Genomic DNA, 25547 nt, shown 5'->3' on the forward strand with positions numbered 1-25547 from the left:
GAGGGCGACGGCCAACTGGAGGTTTCGTGTCCTCACCCTCCGTCGCCTTCGGCGCCACCTCCCCCTGGCGGGGGAGGATTAAGATGTTAAGCTCCACCGATGACCACCACCATGACCGGCGGCTGCCAGTGCGGGCGCGTGCGGTACAGCGCGACGATCGCCAGCGACGATGCCTATCTGTGCCATTGCCGGATGTGCCAGCGCGCGACCGGCGGGGTTTCGATCGCGTTCGTCAATCTGAAGAAGGCCGATCTGGCGTGGGCGCACGAGCCGGACTGGTATGCGAGTTCGCCGATCGCGCAGCGGCCCTTCTGCTCGGCCTGCGGAACGCCGCTGGGCTTCGTCTATCCCGATAGCGAGAATATCGACCTGACCGTCGGCAGCTTCGACGATCCTTCGCGTTTCGTGCCCAAACATCATTTCGGGGTCGAGACGATGCACGAAAGCTGGATCGACACGGCGGACTTGCCCCGCTACCGGATCGACCAGAATCCTTCCACTGTCGATCGCTGGATGAAGACCGTTGGCAAACTCCCCGACTGAGCTGAGCACCCACCATTTCAAGGGCGCGCATGGCGACCAGATGGCGTGGCACGAAATGGGGCCGGCGGACGGACGCCCGCTGATCCTGATTCACGGACTCTTTTCGAACGCCTTCACCAACTGGGTGAAATATGGCCATGCGGCGAAGCTGGCGGCGAAGGGCCGGCGGGTGATCATGCCCGATCTGCGCGCTCACGGCGAAAGCGCGCGGAGTCACGAAAAGACCGATTATACGGCCGATATTCTGGCGGACGACAATCTGGGCCTCGTTGAACAGCTCGGCTTCGGCCCCGGCGATTATGACCTGGGTGGTTATTCGCTGGGTGGACGCACGACCGCGCGAATGCTGACGCGCGGAGCGAAGCCGGGCAAGGCGATGCTGTCGGGCATGGGCCTCGAAGGGCTGCTCGACCTCGCCAACCGCGCCGATTTCTATCGCGGCGTCCTCGAAGGGCGCGGCACGCACCAGAAATTTTCGACCGAGTGGATGGCCGAGGCTTTCCTGAAGACGACGGGCGGCGATCCCGAAGCTCTGCTCCTGCTGATGGACAGCTTTCCCGCAATCCCGCGCGCGGCGCTCGACGGGTTCGACATGCCGATTATGGTGCTGACGGGTTCGGACGATCACGACAATGGATCGGCGAAGGCGCTCGCCGACGCGTTGCCGGACGCAACGTTCGTGGAAATCCCCGGCAATCACATGAGCGCCGTCACGCTCCCCGACATGGGCGACGCGATCGCGGACTGGTTCTGATCGCCCGCGAGGCGGATTTCAGCCCGTCACTCGAGGGCTGAGCCGATCGCTGCATCGACCATCAGCCGCCAGACGTTCGCCGCGTCCCCTTCATAGGCGTCGATGGCTTCGTTGGTGCCGATGTAGCGAGTGACCTCGGCGCCGGCTTCTTTCATCCCGTCGGTGGGCTCGCGCATCGCCTCCATCGCCCGTTGCGCCATCGGCGCAAACAGCTTCCAGGTCGGTTCGCCATTGGGTTGGGGCGCGTCCGGATCGCGGGGTTCCGGATTTGCCTGTGCAAGAGCGCGCGCAACGCGTTCCACCATTGTCTCGGCCATGACGTCTCCTTCTTTTGAAGAGGTCGGGTGGCGACATGGCTTTTGCAAGCACCGCCCTGCTCGCCAAAGCCATTCGATCCGCATAGGAGGTGCTGCTTGAGTGGCGGCTGCCGGACGGCAACAGACAAGGTGGAATCGCAGACATTATGACGATGGCATCGCTCCTTGCCGCCGTGGTCCGCGCCAAGCCGATCACGGGCTTCATCGTCGAGGACGATCCGGACAAGCCGCAGCTCGCGCGGTCGATCGGGTTGCTGCATCTGACGATGCTGGGGGTCGGGGCGACGATCGGGACCGGCATCTTCGTGGCGCTGACCACCGCAGTGCCCGAGGCGGGGCCGGCGGTGACGTTGTCGTTCGTGATTGCGGGGATCACCGCCGCGCTGACCGCGCTCTGCTATGCCGAACTCGCGTCGGCGGTGCCGGTGGCCGGGTCGTCCTACTCTTATGCCTATGCGACGCTGGGCGAGTTGCCGGCCTTCCTGATCGGGGCGTGCTTGTTGCTCGAATATGGCGTGTCCTGTTCGGCGATTGCGGTCGGGTGGGGGCAATATCTCAACGAGCTGTTCGCGATCACGACCGGCTGGCACATCCCCGATGCGCTGGCGAAGCCGCCGGGGAGCGGGGGGATCTTCAATCTGCCCGCCATCCTGCTGATCGGCATGTGCCTGATCCTGCTGCTGCGCGGTGCGAAGGAATCGGCGACGGCGAATACCGTGCTGGTGTTCGCCAAGCTGGCGGTGCTGGCGCTGTTCGTCGGGATCGCGATCGCGCATTTTTCGGCCGACAATTTCCATCCTTTCGCGCCCAAGGGGATGGTGGGGATCGGGACGGCGGCCTCGTCGATCTTCTTCTCCTATATCGGGATCGACGCGGTTTCGACCGCGGGCGAGGAGGTGGAGAATCCCAGGCGTAACCTGCCGCTCGCTATCATCCTGTCGCTGCTGATCGTCACCGCCGCTTATATATTGGTCGCGATCGCCGCGATCGGGGCGCAGCCGTGGACAGCCTTTGCGGGGCAGGAGGCGGGGCTGGCCGTCATCCTCCACAATCTGACCGGCGCGGCGTGGCCGGCGGTGTTGCTGTCGCTGGGCGCGATGGCGTCGATCTTCAGCGTGACGCTGGTGGTCCTCTACGGCCAGACGCGCATCCTTTATGCGATGAGCCGCGACGGGCTGTTGCCCAAGCTGTTCCAGCGGGTCGACGGGCGGCGCGGGGTGCCGCGGCAGAACAGCTATATCGTGGCGGCGGGCGTGGCGCTGCTCGCGGCGATCTTCCCGCTCGACGTGCTGATCAACCTGACGAGCATGGGGACGCTGATCGCCTTCGCGGCCGTCTCGATCGGGGTGATCTTGCTGCGCCGGTCGCGGCCCGATCTGCCGCGCGGATATCGGGTGCCGCTCTATCCGATCCTGCCGATTCTGAGCGCGGGCTTCTGCCTCTACCTGATCGTCGGATTGCCGCAGGATACCTATGCCCTGTTCGCAGGATGGATCGCGGCGGCGTGCCTTATCTACTTTGGATATTCGATTCGTCGCTCCGCGCTCGCCTAAAGTCGCACGGATCCCCAAATGGGAAGTAGCATAGCGGTGTAGATTTGATCAGGTGGCGCCTGAGGTGGATGATCAGATTCGACGGTGTCGTAATGTCCTTGATGTCCCTGCTTTATATCAGTTCCAGCACGATGACGGTGGAAGACGCCCCCTATGAGGTCGCGCGCATCGCGGCGGCATCGCGCGCGCATAACCCCACGGTCGATATTACCGGCGCGCTGCTGTTCACCGGCACGCACTTCGCGCAGATATTGGAAGGCGAGGAGGAGGCGGTCGACGCCCTGCTCGCGAAACTGCACGCCGACCCCCGCCACCGGGATCTGCAGGTCGTCCAGCGCGGGCCGATCGCTATGCGGCGCTGCGCGGGATGGAACATGGCCTATTCGGGATCGTCGACCGGGGTGGCGAGCTACGTCATGCGCGTGCTCGATGCGGCCGATGACGAAGCCCGCGCGAAGGCGGCGAAGGCGCTTGCGAATCTGATGGTGGAGTTCGTCGGTTAGCGACGTCGATCAGGACTGTGGAGCCATCACGGTCGGCAACGCAAACTCGCGCTCGCCTCGCTTATCGCGCAGCCGGTACCGGCTCTGATACTCGCGGCGTTGCTTGGTCACCTCGTAGAGGACGATGCCCGAACTGGTGCCGAGATTCAGGCTTTCGATCATCCCAAACATCGGGATGCTGACACACATCTCGCTTCGTTCGACTGCACGATCGCTGATGCCAATCGCCTCGCTGCCGAACCAAACCGCAAGTTTATGGTGTTCGGTATAATCGCCTTCATGGAGGAAAATGCTGGTCTTGCCTTTGACATGCGGCGAAGTGACGATCGATTTGAACCCCTTCTTCTCAAGGTGGTCAAAACAATCGTCGGTGCTATCGAAACGGCGGACGAACGTCCATTTTACGGCAGATACCGAAGTTTTGGAGACCGACTTTGCTTCGCGCAAATCCTGCCAGTCGTCGGGCAGCGCGTGCCGAGGATCGACGACATACACCTTTTCAACGCCAAGTGCGTTCGCGTTGCGGATCACTGTTCCGATATTCTTCACGTCGGTCGGGCATTCGAGCACGGCGATCAGGTTCTTGCATCGGAACGCTTTGATCTCGTCGGCGCGTTTGCGCGCGGATGATTTGGTTTCGACGATTTCTTCCATGCCTTCCTCGGGTCGATAACGTGCGGTGATTTGGCTGTGCTCCTATCGTTGGACTAAGCAAGCTCCAAGAAAATAGGAGAGAGCGATGGCGGGACGGCTGGACGGCAAAGTGGCGCTGATCAACGGGGGCGGCGCCAAGAGCGAGGATTGGAGCAACGGCAAGGCCGCTGCGGTGCTGTTCGCCCGAGAGGGGGCGCGTGTCGTCATTTCCGACATCGACCCGGATGCCGCCGCCACGACCGCCGCGATCATCGAAGCGGAAACGGGCACGCGCCCGCTGACGATCGCGGCGAATGTCGCGGTCGCCGCCGACATGGAGCGCGCGGTGGCCGAGACGATCGCCGCGCACGGGCGGATCGATGTGCTGCTCCACGTCGTCGGCATTGCCAGCCGGGGCGATCTGCTGACCGAGGCGGAGGCCGATTTCGATCGGGTGATGGACGTCAACATGAAGGGCGCGTGGCATGCATCGCGCGCGGCGATTCCCCCGATGCTGGCGCAGGGGCGGGGCGTGATCCTTACCGTATCATCGCACCACGGCAATGTCGCGACCGACCGGGGGCAGGCTTTCTCCTACGCGATGTCGAAGGCCGCGCTGAAGCAGATGACGCGCAAGATTGCGTGGGAATATGCGCCCAAGGGTATTCGCGCCAACGTGCTGACGATCGGGATGCTCGATACGCCGATGACGTATCGCAACATGGGCGAGCGCGGGGAGGCGTATCGCGCGGCGCGGCATGCGGCGTCGCCCACGGGGCGGCAGGGGACGGCGTGGGACAGCGCCTATGCCGCGCTGTATCTGGCCAGCGACGAGGCGGGCTATATCAACGGGCTCGATCTGGTGATCGACGGCGGGCTCACCGTCGGGGTGGTGCCGGTGTTCAGGGAAAACACCTAGCGCCCTGCTGTCTTAACACACCGCACTTGACCCGCGCGTCACCCCCTGCTCACATCGCTGCAATCAAGATATTTTCGCAAAGGGGTTTCCATGAAGATCGCGATCCGCGCGGCGTCGTCCGCGTTGGCGCTTGCCGCCATTCTCGCGTCCGCCACGCCGGCACTGGCCAAGAAGAAGGATGAGGCCGCGCCGGCGAAGACCGCCGAAGCCGCGCCGACGGCGGCCGATGCCGACGCCTATGTCGCGTCGGTCGAAAAGGAATATGGCGATTTCTCGCTCTACGGCGCGCAGGTCGCGTGGATCAACGCGACCTATATCACCGACGATACCGATGCGGTCGCCGCGCGCGTGGGCGCCGAGGGCACCGAAATGGGCGTGCGCTTCGCCAAGGGCGCGGCGAAATATGACGGCGTCCAGGGGCTGAGCTACGACACCAAGCGCAAGCTCGACTTCCTCAAGCAGGGCCTCGTCCTGCCCGCGCCGTCGACGCCGGGTGCGGCCAAGGAACTGAACGACATCGCGACGCGCATCCAATCGATGTACGGCAAGGGCCGCGGCACGCTGAACGGCAAGGAGATCAACGGATCCGACATCGAGGCGGAGATGGGGACCAACCGGAACCCCGCCCAGCTGAAGGAGATGTGGGTCAGCTGGCACGACAATGTCGGCGCGCCGATGCACGACGATTATGCCAAGATGGTCGCCATCGCGAACAAGGGCGCGGTCGAACTCGGCTACAAGGATGTCGGCGCGATGTGGCGCGCGGGTTACGACATGCCCGCCGACGATTTCGCGAAGATGATGGACAAATTGTGGCTGCAGGTGAAGCCGCTCTACGATCAGGTCCATTGCTACACCCGCGCCAAGCTCAACGCGAAATATGGCGATGCGGTACAGGCCAAGACCGGCCCGATCCGCGCCGACCTGCTCGGCAATATGTGGGCGCAGGAATGGGGCAATATCTACGACATCGTGGCACCCAAGGGCGCGGGCGACATCGGCTACGATATCGGCGATCTGCTGACCGCCAAGGGCTATGACCCGGTCAAGATGGTCAAGACGGGCGAGGGCTTCTATTCGTCGCTGGGCTTCGCGCCGCTGCCCGACACCTTCTGGAAGCGATCGCAGATTGTAAAACCGCGCGACCGCGAGGTGATCTGCCACGCATCGGCGTGGGACCTCGACAATAAGGACGATCTGCGCATCAAGATGTGCACCAAGGTGAATTCGGACGACTTCGTCACGATCCACCACGAACTGGGCCACAATTATTATCAGCGCGCCTATAATAAGCAGCCTCTGCTCTACATGAACGGCGCGAATGACGGTTTCCACGAAGCGATCGGCGATTTCGTCGCTTTGTCGATCACGCCCGAATATCTCGTTCAGATCGACCTGCTCGACAAGGCGAAGGTGCCGAGCGCGGACAAGGATATCGGCCTGCTGCTGCGCCAGGCGATGGACAAGGTGGCGTTCCTGCCGTTCGGCCTGCTGATGGACAAGTGGCGCTGGGGCGTGTTCTCCGGCGCGGTGCCGCCGCAATATTACAACAAGGCGTGGACCGACCTGCGCCTGCAATATCAGGGGATTACGCCGCCGGCCGAGCGCAGCGACACCGGCTTCGATCCGGGCGCCAAATATCATATCCCCGGCAACACGCCTTATGCGCGCTATTTCCTGGCGCGCATCCTGCAGTTCCAGTTCTACAAGGCGGCATGCGATCAGGCGGGCTGGAAGGGGCCGCTGCACCGCTGTTCCTTCTACGGCGACAAGCAGGTCGGCGAGAAGCTGAACGCCATGCTGGAAATGGGCGCATCCAAGCCCTGGCCCGACGCGCTGGAGGCCTTCACCGGCACCCGCGAAATGGATGGATCGGCGATGATCGCCTATTTCCAGCCGCTGATGACGTGGCTGCAAGAACAGAACAAAGGCCAACAGTGCGGATGGTGAATCCAATTCGGTTCGATTGAATCGAGTCGAAATTGTAAACTGATCGAACGACAAGTCTGTGCGGCTTTGGCACAGACTTGTCGGCTTTCTTTACATCCGGAACGGAAGCGGATCGAACCTTTGCACTAAAGGCGTCGATTCGATCCCAATTGGCCTTGCTTTTTTGTTTGGACATCGGCAGGGCGGCGCGCATTCTAATAAAGTTGCGCCGAAACGGGCGGGGGAGCCGGACGAGCAGGACGTCCGGCAGCGGTCGAAGGGTGGCATGAACGCGGCACAAATCAATGTCGTGAACCTGCAATTCATTGCAGTGGTTCTGGCGGCGATACTTACGGTAGCTTGGCGCAACTTTGCGCGTCCGCAACATGCGGCCGTATGGGCGTGCGCCTATGGGGTCGCCTTCGTCGCGTGGTTCGTCAACTTCGTGATGCTGACCTTTTTCACGGCCAATCCCTATTTCTTCACCGCGATCGCGATCCTGACCTGCACGTCGAACGCGCTGATCGCGGTCGGCTATTTGCAGCGCGCGGGGAATGAGCGCGCGTGGGTGCCGATCTATGCCGGGCTGACGCTGGCGACGGCGGCTTTGGTGGCGTTCGCGGTCGTCTATCCGCATCGCGGGCTGCGCGACGCGACGTGGCTGTGCTTCAGCGGGGTGATGCTGGCGGTCAGCGCGGCGAATGTGACGAGCAGCATCCGCACCGCGACGACGCCCGAGCGCGCGACCGTGGTGATGCTGGTGCTGTTTGCCGCGCTCGATTTCGTGGTGGCGGGCATGGGCCTGCGCCAGGGCGTCGACGGCGGCGGCGGCGATCTGGCGGCGTTCCGGCTCACGTTGATCCTTCTCTATCCGCCTGCCTTCGTCGGCGTGGGGCTGGCGACCGTGTTCCTCGTCGCCGCCGATCTGGCGGAACGGATGCGTTCGCTGGCGGTGTCCGACCTGCTGACCGGCATCTTCAACCGGCGCGGGTTCGAGGAAGCGGCTGAGCGCGCGATCCGCAACGCGCAGCGCCAGCGCCAGCCGCTCGCGCTCGTCGTCACCGACATCGATCGGTTCAAGGCGGTCAACGATCGCTACGGCCACAATGCCGGCGACCGCGCGATCAAGCATTTCGCGACCCGCATGGAGCGGATGGTCCGCCGCGGCGACCTTGTCGGCCGCGTGGGCGGCGAGGAGTTCGCGCTGCTGCTGATCAACACCAATGCCAGCGACGCGCTCGACGTCGTCGAACGCATCCGCCGCGACGTATCGGCGATGCCGGTCGCAGGGCCGGAGGGGATCGCGCTGACCGCGAGCTTCGGCGTCACCGGGCTGCGCCCGGGGGACACCTCGCTGGCCAGCATGTTCGCCCGCGCCGATCGTGCGCTCTATCGATCGAAGGTGGAGGGACGCGACCGCGTGACCTGCGCCGAGGTGATGGAAGAAGCCGCCGGCGGCGCGAAGGCGCTTACCGGCGACATCGCCTAACTTTTCCGTCATCCCGGCGGAGGCCGGGATCTCAGGCGTCTCTAGTTCCGCGCATCTCTCCTGAGATCCCGGCCTCCGCCGGGATGACGATCAACGGAACGGCGGTTCGTTGAACGCGCGCAGCTTGCGGCTGTGGAGGCGGGCGCCTTCGCCGCGGAGCTGATCGACTGCGGCGATGCCGATCTGGAGATGCTCGGCGATCGCGCGCTCGTAGAAGCGGTTGGCCTGTCCGGGCAGCTTGATCTCGCCGTGGATCGGTTTGTCCGACACGCACAGCAACGTGCCGTAGGGGACACGGAAGCGATAGCCCTGGGCCGCGAGCGTGGCGGACTCCATGTCGATCGCGACCGCGCGGCTCTGGCTGAAGCGCAGCGCGGAGGCGGTGTAGCGCAGTTCCCAGTTGCGATCGTCCGACGTGACGACGGTGCCGGTGCGCATGCGCAGCTTCAACTGCTCCATGCTTTCGCCCGACACGATCTCCGCCGCGTGGGTCAGCGCGTTCTGCACCTCGGCGATCGCGGGGATCGGGATTTCGGGGGGCAGGACGGCATCGAGGACGTGATCGTCGCGCAGATAAGCATGGGCGAGCACATAGTCGCCGATCCGCTGGCTGGGGCGCAGGCCGCCGCAATGGCCGATCATCAGCCACGCCGCCGGGCGCATCACCGCCAGATGATCGGTGATCGTCTTCGCGTTGGACGGGCCGACGCCGATGTTCACCAGCGTGATGCCCGAATGATCGTCCGCCATCAGGTGATAGGCCGGCATCTGATGCTTGCGCCACGCGCTGTCGGCGATCACGCGGTGCGGATCGGGATCGCCGGGGCGGATTTCGACCCCGCCCGCGCCCGACAGCATCGTGTAGCGATTATCCTCGTTCAGCTGATCGATCGCCCAGCTGACGAATTCGTCGACATAGCGATGATAGTTGGTGAACAGGATATAGTTCTGCGTGTGGCCCGCGGGCGTGCCCGTATAGTGGCGCAGGCGCGCGAGGCTGAAATCGACGCGCTGCGCATCGAACAGGGCGAGCGGGCGCGGTGTATCGGGATCCTGCAGCCACAGGCCGTCGGCGAGTTCGTCGCCGATCGCGGCAAGCTCGGTCGACGGGAAGATGCGCGCAAGCTCGGTTGGCGCGGCGCCGGTCAGATCGAGATCGTCGCCCGCGTCGAGCACGAAGTTATAGGGAATCTCGTGGGCGCTGGGGCCGACCGTCACCTCGACGCCGAAATCGTCGATCAGCATGTCGATCTGGCTGGCCAGATAGTCGCCGAACAAAGCGGGCTGCGTGACGCTGATCGCATAATCACCCGCGGTCGACAGCCGGCCATAAGCGCGGCCGAGCGGGCCGGGATCGTGCAGGCCATCATAGCTGATGCGGATTTCGGGATAGGTGAAGGCGCCGCTGGCGCGCGCTTCGGGATCGGGGCGCTGGCCTTCACGAATGTAGAGGGTGAGGGCCGCGCGCAGCCGCGAAACCGACTGCCGGTAGAGGTCGTCGAGCTGGGCGACGATGTGGGTAGCTTTATCTGATGCCATCAAAACTCCTGTTCTGCTTTTGCGCCGAGGGGTTCGGATCGACCTGCGGTCGCCGGCTTGCCGAACTCCTCTGACGGATTATCGCGACGATTTGCGGAACACGCGCATCGTCGTGAGAATTTTCCTTACACGAAAATATGGCGCGCGTCAGCCCGTCGATCAATCCTCCCCCGGACGGGGGCGGCATCACACCCGGTCGCGGAAGCGGATCAGCGGACCCGCAAGGAAGGGGAGGGCGCGGATCAGGACCATCGCGATCCGCCAGCGCGCGCTGCGTTCGTGGACGGCGGCGCTGCGGAGCATCGAGACGCCCTCCACCGTCGCGCCTTCGCGGATGCGGCCCAGCCCTTCTTCGGCAGCGATCGCCTGTTCGGTCTGGCGGCACATAATGCGCGCATCGCCCGCCTCGGGCCGGGCGCCCAGCCGTTCGGCGGCGCGCGAATAGACGGTCAGCGCCGATTTGAGCATCACCGGCACGTTGCTGGACATCTGCCCCGGACGGCGGCGGTAGCGGGCCAGCGCTTCTGGCACATAGCCGACCTCCCAGCCGGCCTCCGCCAGGCGCAGCCACAGGTCGAGATCCTCGGCCGATTTGAGCGTGGGATCGAAGCCGCCGACCGCCAGCACCGCATCGCGCCGCATGATCGCGCAGATGAAGACGTTGAACTCGCGCCGGATCAGCCGGCCCAGATTGACCGGCGGCTTTTGCGGCACATAGGCGGAGAAGCGTTCGCCGACCCGATCCTCCCCGAAATAGGTCGCGTCGCAGCTGACGAGGCCGCGCTTGGCCGATGCCTCGATCGCCGCGATCATCCGCGCGACATAATGCGGCATATAGGTGTCGTCGCCGTCGAGCAGCGAGATCAAAGGCGCGCGCGCCTCCGCAATAGCGCGATTGCGCGCAGTGGGCAGTCCGCCATTGTCGGTCTGGATCAGGCGGATGCGCGGATCGCCCGAAAAGGGTTCGAAATATTCAGCCACGCGGGCATCGCCATCGTCGATGACGATCGCCTCCCAATCGTCACGCGTTTGCGCGCGCAGCGAATTGAGCGCGTCGGCGAGCATCGTCGTCACGCCATAGGCCGGGACGATGACCGACAGTGCAGGCGTCCCCGCAGCGGCCTCCCCGGCGTCCGATATTTGCGTCCCCATTGGACCTATCTATAAAATCGACATCATGGATGCGCCAGCCTCTCTCGCGGGCCAATATCTGCTGGCTCTGCCCGGCATCGGCGATCCGCGCTTCGAACGCGCGGTGATCGCGATGTGCGCCCACGATACTGACGGGGCCTTGGGAATCGGGGTCGGACGGCTGATTCAGGGCATCACGCTGCACGGTCTGCTGGAGCAGGTGGACATCGAACCGGGCGTGGCGCCCGATGCGATGATCCATGTCGGCGGGCCGGTAGAGCCGCAGCGCGGCTTCGTGCTGCACTCGATGGACTGGGATGGCGGCGACACGATTCGCGTCGCCGATCGATGGGGCCTGACCTCCACGCTCGACGTGCTGCGCGCGATTTCGGAAGGGACCGGCCCGGACCAGTGGCTCGTCGCGCTCGGCTATGCCGGATGGGGCGAAGGGCAGCTCGATGGCGAGATGCGGCGGCACGGCTGGCTCGCGACTCGGGGTGACGATTCGATCCTGTTCGGCTGCTCACCGGGCGATCGATGGGAGGCGGCGATGCGATCGACCGGTATCGATCCGAGCCTGCTGGCGGCGACAAGCGGCCGGGCGTGACCTGGTGAACATCCAGGCTGTGCACTAGGCGACAAACCAACACGAAAACAAACGCTTCGTCGCAATTTCACCGTTACAGGCAGGACGCCATTAACCGTTGTAAACGATCGTTTGCATCGGGCGCGCCGCGTGGTGGGCCGAGTGGCGGGGGTTTGTACATGCGTAAAGTTGTAGGCGCGGCCGTTGCGGTCGCGATGCTGGCGGGTGCGCCAGCCGGGGCGGCATGCTGGTCGCCGGAGCAGACGGCCGCGGCGCGGATCCGCGATCTGCAAAGCCAGCTGATGGTCAGCACGCTGAAATGCCAGGTGATCCACGTCGATCTGACGAAGGAATATAACGCTTTCGTCGGCGGCAATCGCACCGTGATCGGCACGATCAACACACGGTTGAAGACCTTCTTCATCCGCGGCGAAGGGCCGGTGGGCGGGCAGAGCGCCTATGATCGCTTCACCACCTCGCTCGCCAACGCTTATGGCGCGTCGAAGACAAACAGCACGACCTGCGAGGAAGCCCGTGCGCTGGCGACCGAGGCGGCGATGATGGCCAATTCGGAAGAAGGGCTGCTGCTGCTCGCCGACCGCGCCGGCATCGCGCCGCGTCTGCCCGGTGGGCGATGCGAGACGATGGCGTCGGCGGGGGCATCGGCGGGCACGTCGGCCGTGGTGACGGCGGCGAAGTAAGGCGTCAGCGCGCCTTTTGCGGGTAGAAGGTCTCGCCGCGCGCGAGCATCTCGACGAAGGTCGCGATCTTCTTGCGGCGCCCCGCCTCGGTCTTCACATTGTGGATGCGGAAGGCGAGGGCGAAGCGGTTCTTCTCGGTCAGTCGGCCCAGCATGTCGCGGGCGGCGGGATCGGCGTCGATCGCGGCCTGAAGGTCTGGCGGGATCACGAAGTCCTTGCCGCTGCCATAGGCCTTGTCCCAGCGGCCGTCGGCCTTGGCGGCTTCGACTTCGCGCAGGCCATGTTCGGTCATCCGCCCTTCGGCGATCAGGCGCGCGACATTATCGACGTTGATCTGGCTCCAGATGCTCTTGCGGGTGCGCGGAGTGTAACGCTGGAGATAGCTGGTCGCGTCGAAGCTTTTGCGGATCGCGTCGATCCAGCCCCAGCACAGGACGACGTCGATCGCCTCCTTCGGCGTGATCGACGGGCGGCCCGAGGCGACCTTGTGGATCTTGATCCACAGTTCGTCCTCGCTGCCATGATGCCCGGCGAGCCAATCGTAGAAGGACTGCGCGTCGGCGAACTCGCGAACCTTGTCGGGGTTTACGACGAACGCCGGCACGATCCCCTACCGCGCCAGCAGGCGGCGCGCCTGCGCGGCGATCTGCGCCAGCATCGCAGCACTGGGCGAGGCCGTGATGCGGGCGCGGTCGACCAGTTCGCGGAACTGCGCGACGCGGGGGCCATGCGTGCCCAGCCATTCGCGCACCGCGCCGATCGGATCCTTGCGGCCATGCTTGCCCAGGAAATCGAGCCGCAACTGGCCGAATTCGCGCACCAGCCCGGCGACGAGCAGGCGATCCCAAGCGTCGCCCGAACGGAAGCGCGCCGCCTCCGCCTTCGCCCAGTCGAGCCCGAGCGCTTCGCCCAGCGTCACATAGGCATCGGTGACGTCGAGTTCGTCGACCGCGAGTTCGCTGGCGAGCGCAGCCGTGCCGATCGCGCCTTCCATTTCGGCGAGGCGGGCGATCCGTTCGACGAGGTCGGCATCGACGCCGTCCGCGCTGATATATTCGCGCAGCTTGCGCGACAGATCGACCGCCTCGGCCTTGAGCAGCGTGTCGCGTTCCTTGTCGAGGCGTGACAGGCCGGGCTTGAGCAGATCGATGCGTGCGCCGATCTCGGCCGCCGGATCGAGGCTGCGCAGCAGATCGGCGACATGCGCGCGCGCGGCGGCGCCCAGCACCTCGAACAGGGTCAGGCGCGGCTGCTCGTCGAGCTTGGCATCCTCGATCGCCTCGAAGATCGCTTCGATATCGAACAGGCGATCGACGGTCACGTAAGCCGCGGCGACCTGTGCCATCGACACCGCCTCTTCCTCCGCCATTTCGAACGGGCCGACGAGGCCGAGCCGGTTGATGACGCGGTTGGCGAGCTTGGTCGCGATGATCTGCGGGCGCAGGCGATGATCGTCGATCGCGGCCGCGAAGCGATCCTGCATAGGCTGCGGGAAGGCATCGTGGAGCATTGGCGTCAGCGCGGCATCGGCGGGCACGTCGCTATTTTCGATCGCGTCCTGCAGCGACAATTTGCCGTGGCTCAGGATCACCGCCAGTTCGGGCCGGGTGAGGCCGTGGCCGTCCTGCGCGCGGCGCAGCAGCAGATCGTTGCCGTCAAGCCCTTCGACCACGCGGTTGATGCGGCCCGCGGCCTCCAGCGTGTCGATCACGCGGGTTTGTGCCGCGACCGCGTCCGCGCCGCCGCGTTCGGCGAGCGAGAGGGCGAGCGTCTGGAGGCGATTATCCTCCAGAACGATATGCGCGACATCGTCGGTCATGCTGGCGAGGAACTGGTTGCGATCCTCGAACTCGAGGCGGCCTTCCTGCATCTCGCGGTTGAGCGCGATCTTGATGTTGACCTCGTTATCCGAACAATCGACGCCGGCCGAATTGTCGATGAAGTCGGTGTTGATGCGCCCGCCCTTGGTAGCGAAGGCGATGCGGCCCGCCTGGGTGACGCCCAGATTGGCGCCCTCGCCGATCACGCGCGCGCCAACATCCTCACCATCGACGCGGTGCGGATCGTTCGAGCGATCGCCGACTTCGGCATTGGTCTGGCTCTTGGCCTTCACATAGGTGCCAATGCCGCCGAACCAGAGCAGGTCGACCTTCGCCTTCAGGATCGCGGCGATCAGCGCGGAGGGATCGAGCGTGTCGGCGTCGATGCCGAGTGCTTGCCTAACCTGCGCGGAGATCGGAATCTCCTTCATGTCGCGCGGGAAGACGCCGCCGCCTTCGGAGATCAGGCTGGTATCGTAATCGGCCCAGCTCGACCGGGGCAGCGCGAACATGCGGCTGCGCTCGTCCCAGCTCTTGGCCGGATCGGGATCGGGATCGAGGAAGATGTGGCGGTGATCGAAGGCCGCGACGATCTTCAATGTCTTCGACAGCAGCATGCCGTTGCCGAACACGTCACCCGACATGTCGCCGCAGCCGACGACGCGGATCACGTCCGATTGAACATCGACGCCCATTTCGGCGAAGTGACGCTGAACCGAGACCCACGCGCCCTTGGCGGTGATCCCCATCGCCTTATGGTCGTAACCATAGCCGCCGCCCGACGCGAAGGCGTCGCCCAGCCAGAAGCCGCGATCGGTGGCGATCTTGTTCGCGACGTCGGAGAAGGTGGCGGTGCCCTTGTCGGCGGCGACGACGAAATAGGGATCGTCGCCGTCGCGGATCACGACCTTGTCGGGATGGACGACCTTGCCCGCCTCGATATTGTCGGTGACCGACAGAAGCGCGCGGATGAAGATGCGGTAGCTTTCGGTCCCTTCGGCCAGCCAGGCGTCACGATCGGACGCGGGGGGTAGCGCCTTGGGATAGAAGCCGCCCTTCGCGCCCGTCGGCACGATCACGGCATTCTTCACCACCTGCGCCTTCATCAGGCCCAGGATTTCGGTGCGGAAGTCGTCGCGCCGGTCGGACCAGCGCAGGCCGCCACGCGCGATCGGGCCGCCGCGCAGGTGGATGCCCTCGACACGCGGCGAATAGACCCAGATTTCGCGCCACGGCACCGGCTGGGGCAGGCCCGGAATGCCGCTGGAATCGATCTTGAACGCCAGCGCTTCCTCGCACGCGGGCGAGAAGGCGTTGGTGCGCAGGGTGGAGCGGACGACCGCGCGGAAGCGGCGGAGCATGCGATCATTGTCGATCGCGCTGACGCCCTTCAGCCCCTGTTCGATCGCATCGTGAAGCTGTTCGGCCTTCTTGTCGTCGCGGCCCTTGGGATCGTGGAGCGCGCGGAAATAGCCGATGATGTCGCGGCCGACCTGCGGCGCGATCGTCAGCGCCTCGACGGCGGTGGCGAGGCCATAGGCAAAGCCGGTCTGGCGCAGATAGCGGAACCAGGCGCGGAACAGCACGGCTTCGTGCGGGGCGAGGCCGATCGTGACGATCAGCGCGTTGAACAGATCATTCTCCGCGCGGCCCTCCAGCGTCGCGGCGATCGCGCCTTCGACCATGTCGGTGCGGTCGAGCAAGGCGATGGCGGTGTCGACGCTCGGCAGCTCGACGCGGAATTCGTGGATATGGCCGATGCCCTCGAGCGCGGTCGGGATTTCCTCGATCACGCGGAAGCCGAAATTCTCCAGCACCGGCACCGCTTCGGACAAGGCGATCAGCGGGCCGCGACGGTAGATCTTCAGCCGCAGGCGGGCGTCACCCTCGGTCTCGTCATCATAGATGCGGACGTTGCGGCCGGCTTCGTCGTCCAGCTGGATCAGGCGCGCGATATCGGCGGCGGCGTCGGCGGGTGTCGCCGTGCCGCGATAGGCGGCGGGGAAGGCGGCGGCATAATCGATCGCCAGACGCGCCGAACGGCGCGCGGGCAGGAACTCGGCCAGCCGCGCCTCGACCGCCGGTTCCCAGCCGCGCAGCATCTCGCCAATGCGCTGATCGAGCGCCGCGACATCGGGCAGGACCGAGCTTTCGGGGAAATGGAGCGTGTAGCGGATCAGCGCGAGATCGCCGTCGCCCAGCTGGAGCGCATAGCTGGCGAGCGCGCCGCCGGTCGCTTCGGCCAGCATCGCGCCGATCTGTTCGCGCCGCCCGGTGGTCAGCAGGTCGCGCGGCAGCCACAGGAAGGCGATCAGGTGGCGGCCGAGTGCGGACGACACCATTTCCAGCTTCGGACGCGGGCGATCGGCCAGCGACATGGCGGTGAGGACGACATGCTCGGTGGCACTTGGCGCCAAGGTGAGCGCCAGATCGTGCGGCAGTTCGGCCATCGCATGGCGCAGCGCCTTGCCGGCATGGCCGCGCGGATCGAAGCGCAGTTTCTCGTCGAGCGCCTTCAATGTGCCGCGCAGGACGGGGATCGCCTCGGTCGGCGCGCGCAGTGCGGCGCTGGTCCACAGGCCGGCATGGATCGACAGGCCGGTGATCGTGCCGCCGTCGCGCACCGGCACGACGATCATGTCGAGCGCGGCGCGGCGGTGGACGTTGGTGACGGCATCGGCCTTCACCAGCATCGGCGCGGCGCCCCCGCGTTCGAACCACGAAAAGGCATCGGCGCGCGCGCTGTCGGACCACAGCACCGTATCGCTGACGCGCAGCACGCCCTGCGCATCGGCGGCCGCCTTGCCGTCGCGCCCCTCGATCCGGTGGCCGAGCAGGGTCATCTTGCCGTCGAGGAACCAGCGCAGCAGCGCCGCACCCTCGCCATCGGGCAACCGCTCCGCATCGTCGCGCAGCCGGACCTGCAACACCTGCCAGTCGCGCACGGCGGCGCGGACTTCGGCGAGGGTGGTTTCGAGTTCGCCGACCAGATTGCGGCGATTGCGCGCATCGATGCGATCGGCCTCGATATAGATCACCGACTCGTGGCGTTCGCCCGCCGCATCGTCGACGATGTCGGTCAGGCGGCCGGCCTCATCACGGCGCACCGCGATGACGGGGTGGAGCAGGCGGCGAATCTCGATGTCGTGCGCGGTCAGCACGCCGGCGACCGAATCGACCAGGAAGGGCATGTCGTCGTTGACGATGACGATGCGGATCGCGCGATCGGTGGCGCTGCCCGATACGCTCTGCACCGCTATGGCGGGCACGCCGGGTGCCCTGAGCGTGGCGGTTTCGGCGGCGAAAGCGGCGGCGGCGTTCATCTCCGCCTCGCCCATCCCCTCGGTCTCGCCGGGCAGCGCGCCACGGCCCAGAAGGGCGGCGAAACGGGCGACGAGTTCGGGAGAAAGTGCGGAATCCTGGGGCCGGGTCATCGGTTCGGCAACGTCCATGCTGGTCCACTCCTCGGAAAGCCGCGCATCTAAGCGCGCTGGCGTTCGAAGGGGTTCCATATGGACCCGTGCGACAGGCGTAACAAGCTCGCGTGGGGCGAACCGTGCATTTCGCAACGGTCGTGCGCGCGGCTAAGGCATTGCGAAAGCTTGTTAGGCCAGAGACGCGTCGCGCGACATTTCGCGGGCGTTATGGTTTGTCACCCCGGATCGTCCGGGGTGACGTGAAGGATGGAGTGCTCAGCCGTCGATCGAGCGCAGCACCCGATCGACCAGAGCGGCCGAAGCGGGAGCGGGGGCGACGACGGCGAGCGTGCCATTCGCCTCGCGCCGCGCGACGAGCAGGACGAAATCCCCGCCCTCCGCATCGATCTCCACCGTCGCGACGGGCGCCGCAGAGCGCAGCCGCTGGCGGACGAGGCCGGCGCGATCGGTCTTGAGTGCAGGCCGGCGTTCGAGCCGTTCGGCCGCGACCACGCCCTTGATGCCGCCTTCGAACTGCGTCAGCCACGCCTCGACCATGCCCGCCCCCAGGCAGGCGCGGCGGGCATAAGTGAGCACGGCGGCATATTCGGTCACGCGCTTGGGATCATAGTCCGCGCCGAACACCAGCTTGACGATCGGGGTCATCGGCGCGCGCGCCTGGGCGGCGATGCCCGCGCTTTCGATCAAAGCGGCGAGCGTTTCCGGCTCGGCGTCGCCGGCCAGCGCGATATCGTGCGCGAGGCCGATCGCGCGGTAGAGCGAGGCGCGGCCGCGCTCCTCGCCCTCACGGGCGGCGGCGGCATGATCGCGCGCATCCTGGACGAGCGCCTCGATGCGAATCTCGATCTCGTCATCCTCGGCATCGAAATCGGCCCAGTCGATCGCGCCCTCTTCGGGTTCGGGCAGCGGCTGGGCGGGGCCGGCAAAGGCGGTGGTGACGGCGGCGACGACGTCGGCCGGCAGATCGGTCTCCTCGGCCAGCTTCCAGTTGATCACGCCGTGGACGAAATCGATCGTCTCGCCGCTCGACGAATAGGGCATCAGGATGCCGCGATAGAGCGTGGGTTCGCCGCGATTGTTGGTGAACTCGGCCTCGAAGCCGACAGGCGCGCGATTGCGCAGCACCTCGTCATAATGATCGGTCAGCCGCGACAGCAAAGATCCGGCGGGCACATCCGAAATCGTCTCCAGATCGCCGTCCAGATCGCCTTCTTCGCGCAGCGCGCGGCCAAGGAAGGTGATCGCGGGATTGCGGGCGTCGATCGAGAAATCGAGCAGGGTGCTGTACGGCCCGAACTCGCCCAGCATCGCGGCGTCGAGATCGGTGATCGCGGGATAGGACCGCCCGTCGAGCAGCGACACCCAATGTTCGTAGGCGCGCACATGCATGCGGCGCTCATCGGTGCCGATCATCGGGGGCACGTCCATGCACGGCTCGTCTGCGACCGGGAAATCCCACTCGGCCGATCCTGCGCCCCACGAACGATAATCTTCCATAGTCCCGATTCCCCGGCGATTCTCTGCCGGCCAGATGACTCGGATCGGGTTGAGGATTGGTAAACTGCAGGGCAACGCCTGTGGGCGCTTGCGCGGGCGCTCCACCGCTGTTAATGGCCGCCCCCTGTCCCCGGGCCGCTTTAGCTCAGTTGGTAGAGCATCGCATTCGTAATGCGGGGGTCACAGGTTCGAGTCCTGTAAGCGGCACCATTATCCCCTGATAAGTTATTGTTTTTAAACGATAAATCAGGTTTGATAATTTTCCGTTCCCTCATTCGCTCCCGCATGTCGCAGTTGGCGGTCACGGTGCTCATGCAAGCGGGCGGCGCCACTTTTGCTTCACCGCGGTAGGCTGATGACGAAATCCCAGATCTTTTTATCCAGATAATTTTCTGCGGCTCCGGCCTGCGATCGCAACTCGAGCATCTGAATCAGATCCTCATTAGACAGCAGGAGGATGAGTTTTCCGCTTTCTCGCATGGCGCCTTGGGCTGCGCGTATTGCAGAGTCCTTCGCCGGTAGCCGCGAAATGAGCAGGCAGACCGTGCGCAACGCGCCAACGAACAGATAGCCTTCGGTCGAGTAGACCTGATCAGCGGATATCTGCCCCTCATAATTTTTGCATTCGAACAGAATCGCCTTCGTTCGGAAATCGGCACGCAGCCCGTCCCAAAACGGGTTTCCGGGCCGAATGCGGCAAATGAAGTCGTACCGATTTGCACCATCGCTAGTCGATGCCTGTTTCGCAAAGCCGTACAGATCCGGATCGAACAGATGCATGAAAACGCGCATGCACAATTCTTCATATTGGGTTGGTGTGAGCACGTTGTCGCGGACATGCTCAGTCAATTCTGATTGGAGCTTGTGGGTGATGGGCTCTGCGCTTTGTGGCACAGGTTCGTCTGTGACGGACCCTGTCAAAGCCTCGAAGCGGTTGGCCAACTCCGGGAACTGCGCCGCCCGCTCTCGCAGAATGTCGACGTCCCAAATTTCAATGTCATACTGATCTTGTGCCCAGGCTTGCGTGGCGGAGCTTAATTCGCTGAAAACGACCAGAATGGGCTTACCGAGTGACGGGTCTAGTTCGCGATATGCGCGAACTCTCTCCGCCCCGATATACGCGATATGAAGCTCAACGCATTCGGGCTGCAATGCCAAACAAGTTCATCGGTCAGATCTCCCAACAAATGTATTTAGAATGGCGGCATCTGGCGATGGCGATGATGATCCGCTTTGGCGGCTTTGAGACACGGAGTTGTCGTCGAGAATGCGGGTCGCAACGCTGGCTTGGCGACTGCTTATCCGACAGCTGACCTCTGTAGAGGTTGTCGATGTACCGAGAATAGGCTGCGGGCCGCGGTCAGAATTTTGACGGCGTTCATTGCCGTCTCGATGAGATCGTGCCGGGTCGATCAAGCCAGAATGGCTGTTTAGATATTCAAATTAGCGATTTGGCTGGAGAGCTGTGTTTCATTCATCGGGAATGCGAGCGCCGAATGAAAGGATCGGGATGAATCCAAGCTGCGGTTCTCGGAGAGTGTCGCCGTCATATTACGGCATCCAAATCATTCCCCTTTCGCCAACAAGGGGCCAATCCAGTTTAGCCGGTTTCAATCGATGACATATCAGCCTCTCAACGCTTTCCGCGACATTCTGCGACGGATTGCGCCTCGACAATCTAAACTGCTGCATAACCTGAACGCGCTCGAACTGCGGCGACCGGTCATGTTTAGTCCGTCATTCTGTTCCAAGGCGGGAGTGTCGCAGAATGAATTGACACTCTCCTTCCAAGACGCATGGGGGTGGCATCGATCTGAGGCCCTGCCGTCGCTGAGCGACCGGGAGGCGGTCCTCCATCAGGCGCTCAATTTGTTGGCACGCAGGCTTTCCATCAATCCGTCGATCGGCGCGCTGTTGGGATATTTGATTGCGCTCGAGCCGCTTCGGTCTGGCTCAGCCGATGGCGCGGATGTTGGACAGCATATCGACCGATTAGAACGCTGCGCTGAAGAGTTTTTCGTCGATGAGACTGTGGCGTTGGTTGCGGAGGACTATGCGTTTTTCACGCTGGATTTCATTGCAGCCGCCACCGGCGTTCCATCACCCGATACCGCTGCGCCTTGTAAGCGGGGCTAATGCGAGCCACGCATTTCGACACAGGGGTTGGCGCCCTTGGTCTCGACCTATTTGCGACCGCGCTAGAGCGGGTTTCTCTCCCGATTTTTAGGGGCCAAGGAATATCACATGGACCCGGCCCCATTCATGCGCGGTAGCGAAACTGCACCGGACCGCAGCGGGACAGATGAGGCGGCAGAGGCCGTTCGTCCGGGCAAAATGCCCGCTTTCGCGCGGATCGTCACGCACCTCGGTTGGATCGTGGGCGGCAAAGGATATGGCGCTATATTGAGCCTGCTATATCTCGCGCTCCTCACCCGCGCGCTCGGGGTGGAGGCCTATGGCTCCTTCGCCCTGATCCTGAGCTCCACGCTGATCCTCCAGGCATTGCTCAACTTCAACATCTGGCAAATGCTGGTCAAATATGGACAGGAGCATATCCACCGCGGCGACGCCGTCGGGCTCGCGCGTCTGATCAGATTTTGTACGATCGCCGATCTGGCGATGGCCACGACGAGCTTATTGCTGGCAGCTCTGCTTCTCTATTTTGGTGCAAATCTCTTTGGCTTGGCGCCTGATTTGGTTCTGCCAACGCTCGCTTATGCCGGCATCTTCCTGTTTTCGATCCGCAACGTGCCGCGTGGCGTCTTACGGCTCCATTCCCAATTTTCGTGGGCATTTTTCGCCGAAGCCGTCGTGCCGACGCTCAAGATGCTTGGCTGTCTTGCGGCATATTTTACCGATCCGTCCCTTCCGGCATTTCTGCTCATATGGGCCGGATCAGAGATGGCGAGTACGCTGGTTTTCTGGTGGCTTGCATGCCGATCGTTCCGTCTCGCTCATGGCAAGGTCTCGGCTCGGCATTGGATGCTTGCATGGTCCGAAAATGACGGACTGCCGTCATTGCTGTTTGCAAGCAATTTCGGCACCGTCACCTATACTGTCACGCAGCAATTGCCTGTGTTGTTGGTGGGATTTTTCGCTGGTGCGTCAGAGGTCGGCCTTTATCGGCTCGCACATCAGGTTGCACAATCGATCACTCTCTTGGCTGGTTTCGTTAGCCTTGCCAGCTACACCGAGATGGCAAATGCCCATGCACGCGAGGGCATCCGCGGGGTAATCCCACTATACACGCGTCTCACGAAGATCATGCTCCTGCTCTTTCTGGTGGTGGTGCCGATCATCGTCCTACTCGGTAAACCCGTCCTGCTGTTGATATCCGGGCAGGAATTTGCCGGCGCCTACCCATTTCTTGTCATTCTCAGCTTGGCGGCATGCCTTCAGATGGCGACAGCCAATTGCGAGCCTATGTTGATGGCGAGTGGGCGGGCGGGCTCCCTCATCCTGATAAGGTTCGCCGGAGCAGCGGCATTGATTGCTGCCACATACTTTATGCTGCCGATAATGGGCGCGATTGGCGCAGCTTGGGCGAAGTTTGCCGCCGAAACCTTCGGGCTGCTCCTGTTGTTTGGCGCCAGTCTTGCAATCTTACGCGAGGGCAAATCTTCCTGAGGCGACTGCGGTGCGCTCGCGCGGTGCCGTCTTAGGGCCGGACCAGGCATGGGTGCTAGATCGGTGGTGCGAGGACAACTCGTCCACTGCCGACCTGGGCTGCTGCCCAGGGAGATCACGGCCCGATGAAGACGCGCATATTGTTTCTCTTCAACCATGACGCAGCGCATCAAGCAGCGCATATTGCGGGGATCGCTGGACAGTTGGTGCTACAGGCGCCGCACATCCAAGTCGTCATCGCAACGGGTGTCGAGGCTATTCGAAACGCTGTCGCGGCAATGGTTCCGCCCGAAGCGCATCAGGCGATCGAATGGCGTTCGCTTGAGATCCCGAACAATGTGAAGCGCAGGCTCACATCCATCAACAAAGTGGCGCCTGTGCTTCGGCTCGCCCGATTGCGGTACAATCTCGACCTCTTCGCGGGCGTGGACGTCGTTGTCTCGACCGAGCGGACATGTCTGCGGGTGCGCCGGCAACTTCGCGATGCAGCGCCACGTTTCGTTTATGTCCCGCATGGTTCGGGGGACCGAAATGTCGCCTATCATCCCCATCTTGCTGAGTTCGATCTGATGCTTCTTAGCGGGCAGAAATTGGTCGATGAAATGGTGCGTCATCGGATTGTGCCAGCCGCAAAGTGCCGCATCATCGGCTATCCCAAATTCGACACCGTCCCGAACGCAGGGTGGCGGCGCTTTTTCGATAACGATCGGCCGGTCTTTTTATACAATCCTCATTTCGACCCCTTTTTGTCGTCCTGGTACAAAGTGGGTATCGAAATATTGGAGTATTTCTCTCAAAATCCGCAATACAATCTTATTTTCGCACCACACGTCATGCTATTCCGGAAAAAATTTCATTTCTCATTGGAATATAAGATAGGGAAAATCCGACCTGATATTCCCAATAAATATCTAGCAGCGTCGAATATTATCGTCGATGTCGATGGACAGAACCTCTTCGACATGAGCTACACGCGATCGGCTCATGTCTATATCGGAGATGTGAGCAGCCAGGTCTATGAGTTCCTTCATCGGCGAGGTGCCTGCTTTTTTCTTGATGCGGCACGACAGACAAAAGTCGGTGCGCGCCTGCCCTATGAATTTTGGGAAAATGGCGATGTTTGCCAGACGATCAGAAGCCTGACTTCGCTTCTGCCCGAGTGGCGAGAGCGCGCGGAGAGCTATCGCCCGACACAAGATAGGCTCTTTGGATACACGATGGACCACAATCCTCAGCTGAGCTCGGTGGAGCGAGCCTCGATGGCATTGGCGTCTTACGCAGAGATGCCTTGCAAGGTGCGCCGGCCAGAACCGACTTACGATGTGCGCTCTCAACAGTTCTCGATGACATGATTTCGCTGGCTGCGGACCGATGAAAGACAATGCTCAACGGGGTATTGGTAGAACCTCAGTGCCGGTGGCTCTGACCGCTGCATCTAAGACCCTCAACCATTCTCCATCTTTGATGATGCCGATCGACGAGAGTGGCGTTCACTCCGTTGCTGAAACCCGGCTCTGGCTCAGCATCCTTATCCCGGTCTACAATGTGGAGGCTTATCTCGAGGACTGTATCGCCTCGCTTGCGTCGCAGCTTCCGGACGGCGGGGTTGAGGTCATTCTGCTCGACGATGCATCAACCGACGGGTCGCTTCAGCTGTGTGAGCGGATTTGCGCCGAGCGCGGCAGCATATTCCGGCTTCTCCGGCACCAAGCCAATTGCGGGCTCAGCGCGGCGCGCAACACGATGCTGGATCATAGCCGCGGCGACTATGTCTGGTTCGTCGATTCCGACGACGAAATCATGGATGGAGCGCTGGCCGAATTGCGCCAGTTGATCGAACTCTGCTCTCCTGATCTGATCCTGTGCGACTACAGAAAGTCGGGGAAGGATATTCGCTCGTTCGTCGGTACCGAGCGCGCGTTTTCGACCGACCAAGAGGCCCTGCTTCTGGGCGTTTTTGCGAGCAGACGGATGCATAGCTGGTCGAAGATTGCGCGGCGAGGTTTGTGGGGTGACGATCTGCGATTTCCCGTCGGCCGCTGCTTCGAAGACATGGCGACAACGCCACTTCTCTTATTGCGCGCTCGAAGCTTCTATTATGTCCCGAGCTCGTGGATTCGTTACCGTGTAAGACCGAACAGCATTACGGGGATCATGTCCCGTACCCGCGGTCGGTTCGACGATGAGAAGAACAGCGACATAGCGATGGCGCTGACCGGCTTCACGAACGCAGTGCGCACCTCCTTGCCCGATCTTGGGCCAACCACATATTATTGGATGGCGCAATTTTGCGCGAAAGAGTTCACCAAGATCTGCTGGCGAATGCTGAGCACGCGCTTGGGTCGTGACAGCTGGGGGACGATAATTGCCCGCCTACAAAGCTTTCGCGCGCGGATGGAAGCGGTCTCCCCGATGTCGTTCGGAGATCTAAACCGTGCCCATCTGCGCAGGGGTAAGCCGGGTCGGTGGCTTGTTCTGGGGTTTTGTTTGTTTCTGACAAACGGTGTGGAACGAAGGCGCGCTTACCAACATTCTTGAGGATCCAGCGCAACGATCACCGTCAAGTCGG

21 protein-coding genes and 1 tRNA gene are annotated in these 25547 nt (G+C 63.2%); 14 read left to right on the forward strand and 8 right to left on the reverse strand.

From position 1 onward, the window contains the following. The first annotated feature begins 99 nt into the window (after window positions 1-99). Entirely contained in the window at window positions 100-543 is a 444-nt protein-coding gene (locus EOD43_RS04015; protein ID WP_127741318.1) for a GFA family protein, read from the forward strand. Beyond that, window positions 524-1297, forward strand: coding sequence for an alpha/beta fold hydrolase (locus EOD43_RS04020; protein WP_127741320.1), 774 nt, complete (start codon window positions 524-526; stop codon window positions 1295-1297). Before EOD43_RS04015 ends, EOD43_RS04020 begins: the two co-directional genes overlap by 20 nt. A 26-nt stretch (window positions 1298-1323) precedes the next feature. Here the strand turns inward: EOD43_RS04020 and EOD43_RS04025 are convergent, their stop codons facing one another. Beyond that, window positions 1324-1614 carry a hypothetical protein gene (locus EOD43_RS04025; RefSeq protein ID WP_127741322.1) on the reverse strand — a complete coding sequence of 97 codons (291 nt, stop codon included), beginning with the start codon at window positions 1612-1614 and terminating at the stop codon, window positions 1324-1326. A 152-nt stretch (window positions 1615-1766) separates the two neighbouring features. On the opposite strand from EOD43_RS04025, the gene EOD43_RS04030 reads away from it, so the two are divergent. Next, window positions 1767-3167, forward strand: coding sequence for an APC family permease (locus tag EOD43_RS04030; protein WP_240653068.1), 1401 nt, complete (start codon window positions 1767-1769; stop codon window positions 3165-3167). Window positions 3168-3259: 92 nt separating this feature from the next. Beyond that, the gene (locus EOD43_RS04035; protein ID WP_164857082.1) at window positions 3260-3670 is read left to right on the forward strand and encodes a BLUF domain-containing protein; all 411 of its coding nucleotides are present in this window, start codon (window positions 3260-3262) and stop codon (window positions 3668-3670) included. 9 nt (window positions 3671-3679) lie between these two features. Here EOD43_RS04035 and EOD43_RS04040 read toward each other — a convergent pair whose 3' ends face one another. Next, the gene (locus EOD43_RS04040) at window positions 3680-4324 is read right to left on the reverse strand and encodes a TrmH family RNA methyltransferase (RefSeq protein ID WP_127741328.1); all 645 of its coding nucleotides are present in this window, start codon (window positions 4322-4324) and stop codon (window positions 3680-3682) included. Between the two features lie 85 nt (window positions 4325-4409). Here EOD43_RS04040 and EOD43_RS04045 point away from each other — a divergent pair, with 85 nt between their 5' ends. The 3 genes from EOD43_RS04045 (at window position 4410) to EOD43_RS04055 (ending at window position 8640) form a co-directional block, all read left to right on the forward strand. Next, window positions 4410-5222, forward strand: a complete 813-nt coding sequence (locus EOD43_RS04045; RefSeq protein WP_127741330.1) for an SDR family NAD(P)-dependent oxidoreductase — start codon at window positions 4410-4412, stop codon at window positions 5220-5222. Between the two features lie 90 nt (window positions 5223-5312). Continuing rightward, window positions 5313-7172 carry a M2 family metallopeptidase gene (locus EOD43_RS04050; protein ID WP_127741332.1) on the forward strand — a complete coding sequence of 620 codons (1860 nt, stop codon included), beginning with the start codon at window positions 5313-5315 and terminating at the stop codon, window positions 7170-7172. A gap of 265 nt (window positions 7173-7437) precedes the next feature. Continuing rightward, window positions 7438-8640, forward strand: a complete 1203-nt coding sequence (locus EOD43_RS04055) for a GGDEF domain-containing protein (RefSeq protein WP_127741334.1) — start codon at window positions 7438-7440, stop codon at window positions 8638-8640. 90 nt (window positions 8641-8730) lie between these two features. Here the strand turns inward: EOD43_RS04055 and EOD43_RS04060 are convergent, their stop codons facing one another. Together EOD43_RS04060 and EOD43_RS04065 are read right to left on the reverse strand one after the other, a co-directional pair. Beyond that, complete coding sequence (locus EOD43_RS04060) at window positions 8731-10179, reverse strand: AMP nucleosidase (protein ID WP_127741336.1); 1449 nt, start codon at window positions 10177-10179, stop codon at window positions 8731-8733. A gap of 186 nt (window positions 10180-10365) precedes the next feature. Continuing rightward, complete coding sequence (locus EOD43_RS04065) at window positions 10366-11331, reverse strand: glycosyltransferase family 2 protein (protein ID WP_127741338.1); 966 nt, start codon at window positions 11329-11331, stop codon at window positions 10366-10368. A 25-nt stretch (window positions 11332-11356) separates the two neighbouring features. Here EOD43_RS04065 and EOD43_RS04070 point away from each other — a divergent pair, with 25 nt between their 5' ends. Beyond that, entirely contained in the window at window positions 11357-11917 is a 561-nt protein-coding gene (locus EOD43_RS04070) for a YqgE/AlgH family protein (RefSeq protein WP_127741340.1), read from the forward strand. A gap of 158 nt (window positions 11918-12075) precedes the next feature. Further along, complete coding sequence (locus tag EOD43_RS04075; RefSeq protein ID WP_127741342.1) at window positions 12076-12597, forward strand: hypothetical protein; 522 nt, start codon at window positions 12076-12078, stop codon at window positions 12595-12597. A 4-nt stretch (window positions 12598-12601) separates the two neighbouring features. Here the strand turns inward: EOD43_RS04075 and EOD43_RS04080 are convergent, their stop codons facing one another. The 3 genes from EOD43_RS04080 to EOD43_RS04090 form a co-directional block, all read right to left on the reverse strand. Further along, window positions 12602-13201 carry a YdeI/OmpD-associated family protein gene (locus EOD43_RS04080; RefSeq protein ID WP_127741344.1) on the reverse strand — a complete coding sequence of 200 codons (600 nt, stop codon included), beginning with the start codon at window positions 13199-13201 and terminating at the stop codon, window positions 12602-12604. 6 nt (window positions 13202-13207) lie between these two features. Next, window positions 13208-17851, reverse strand: coding sequence for an NAD-glutamate dehydrogenase (locus EOD43_RS04085; RefSeq protein WP_127744614.1), 4644 nt, complete (start codon window positions 17849-17851; stop codon window positions 13208-13210). Window positions 17852-18109: 258 nt separating this feature from the next. Further along, on the reverse strand, window positions 18110-19351 hold the full coding sequence (locus EOD43_RS04090; RefSeq protein WP_127741346.1) for a PAS domain-containing protein: 1242 nt from the start codon (window positions 19349-19351) through the stop codon (window positions 18110-18112). Between the two features lie 134 nt (window positions 19352-19485). On the opposite strand from EOD43_RS04090, the gene EOD43_RS04095 reads away from it, so the two are divergent. Beyond that, window positions 19486-19561: transfer RNA gene (locus EOD43_RS04095), tRNA-Thr, on the forward strand. A 129-nt stretch (window positions 19562-19690) separates the two neighbouring features. Here EOD43_RS04095 and EOD43_RS04100 read toward each other — a convergent pair. After that, complete coding sequence (locus EOD43_RS04100) at window positions 19691-20509, reverse strand: hypothetical protein (RefSeq protein ID WP_127741348.1); 819 nt, start codon at window positions 20507-20509, stop codon at window positions 19691-19693. Between the two features lie 459 nt (window positions 20510-20968). Between EOD43_RS04100 and EOD43_RS04105 the strand changes: the two genes are divergently transcribed. The 4 genes from EOD43_RS04105 to EOD43_RS04120 all read left to right on the forward strand — a co-directional run bounded on the left by EOD43_RS04105 (window position 20969) and on the right by EOD43_RS04120 (window position 25516). Continuing rightward, window positions 20969-21487, forward strand: a complete 519-nt coding sequence (locus EOD43_RS04105) for a hypothetical protein (RefSeq protein ID WP_127741350.1) — start codon at window positions 20969-20971, stop codon at window positions 21485-21487. A gap of 108 nt (window positions 21488-21595) precedes the next feature. Further along, a complete protein-coding gene (locus EOD43_RS04110) occupies window positions 21596-22978 on the forward strand; it encodes a lipopolysaccharide biosynthesis protein (protein WP_127741351.1) in 1383 nt (460 codons plus the stop codon). 125 nt (window positions 22979-23103) lie between these two features. Continuing rightward, entirely contained in the window at window positions 23104-24330 is a 1227-nt protein-coding gene (locus EOD43_RS04115; RefSeq protein WP_127741353.1) for a Rossmann-fold NAD(P)-binding domain-containing protein, read from the forward strand. Between the two features lie 19 nt (window positions 24331-24349). After that, window positions 24350-25516: a glycosyltransferase family 2 protein gene (locus EOD43_RS04120; protein ID WP_127741355.1), complete on the forward strand. Its 1167-nt coding sequence runs from the start codon at window positions 24350-24352 to the stop codon at window positions 25514-25516. The last annotated feature ends 31 nt before the right edge of the window (window positions 25517-25547 follow it).

The organism is Sphingomonas crocodyli (assembly GCF_004005865.1).
In the GTDB taxonomy this organism is placed as follows: Bacteria; Pseudomonadota; Alphaproteobacteria; order Sphingomonadales; family Sphingomonadaceae; genus Rhizorhabdus; species Rhizorhabdus crocodyli.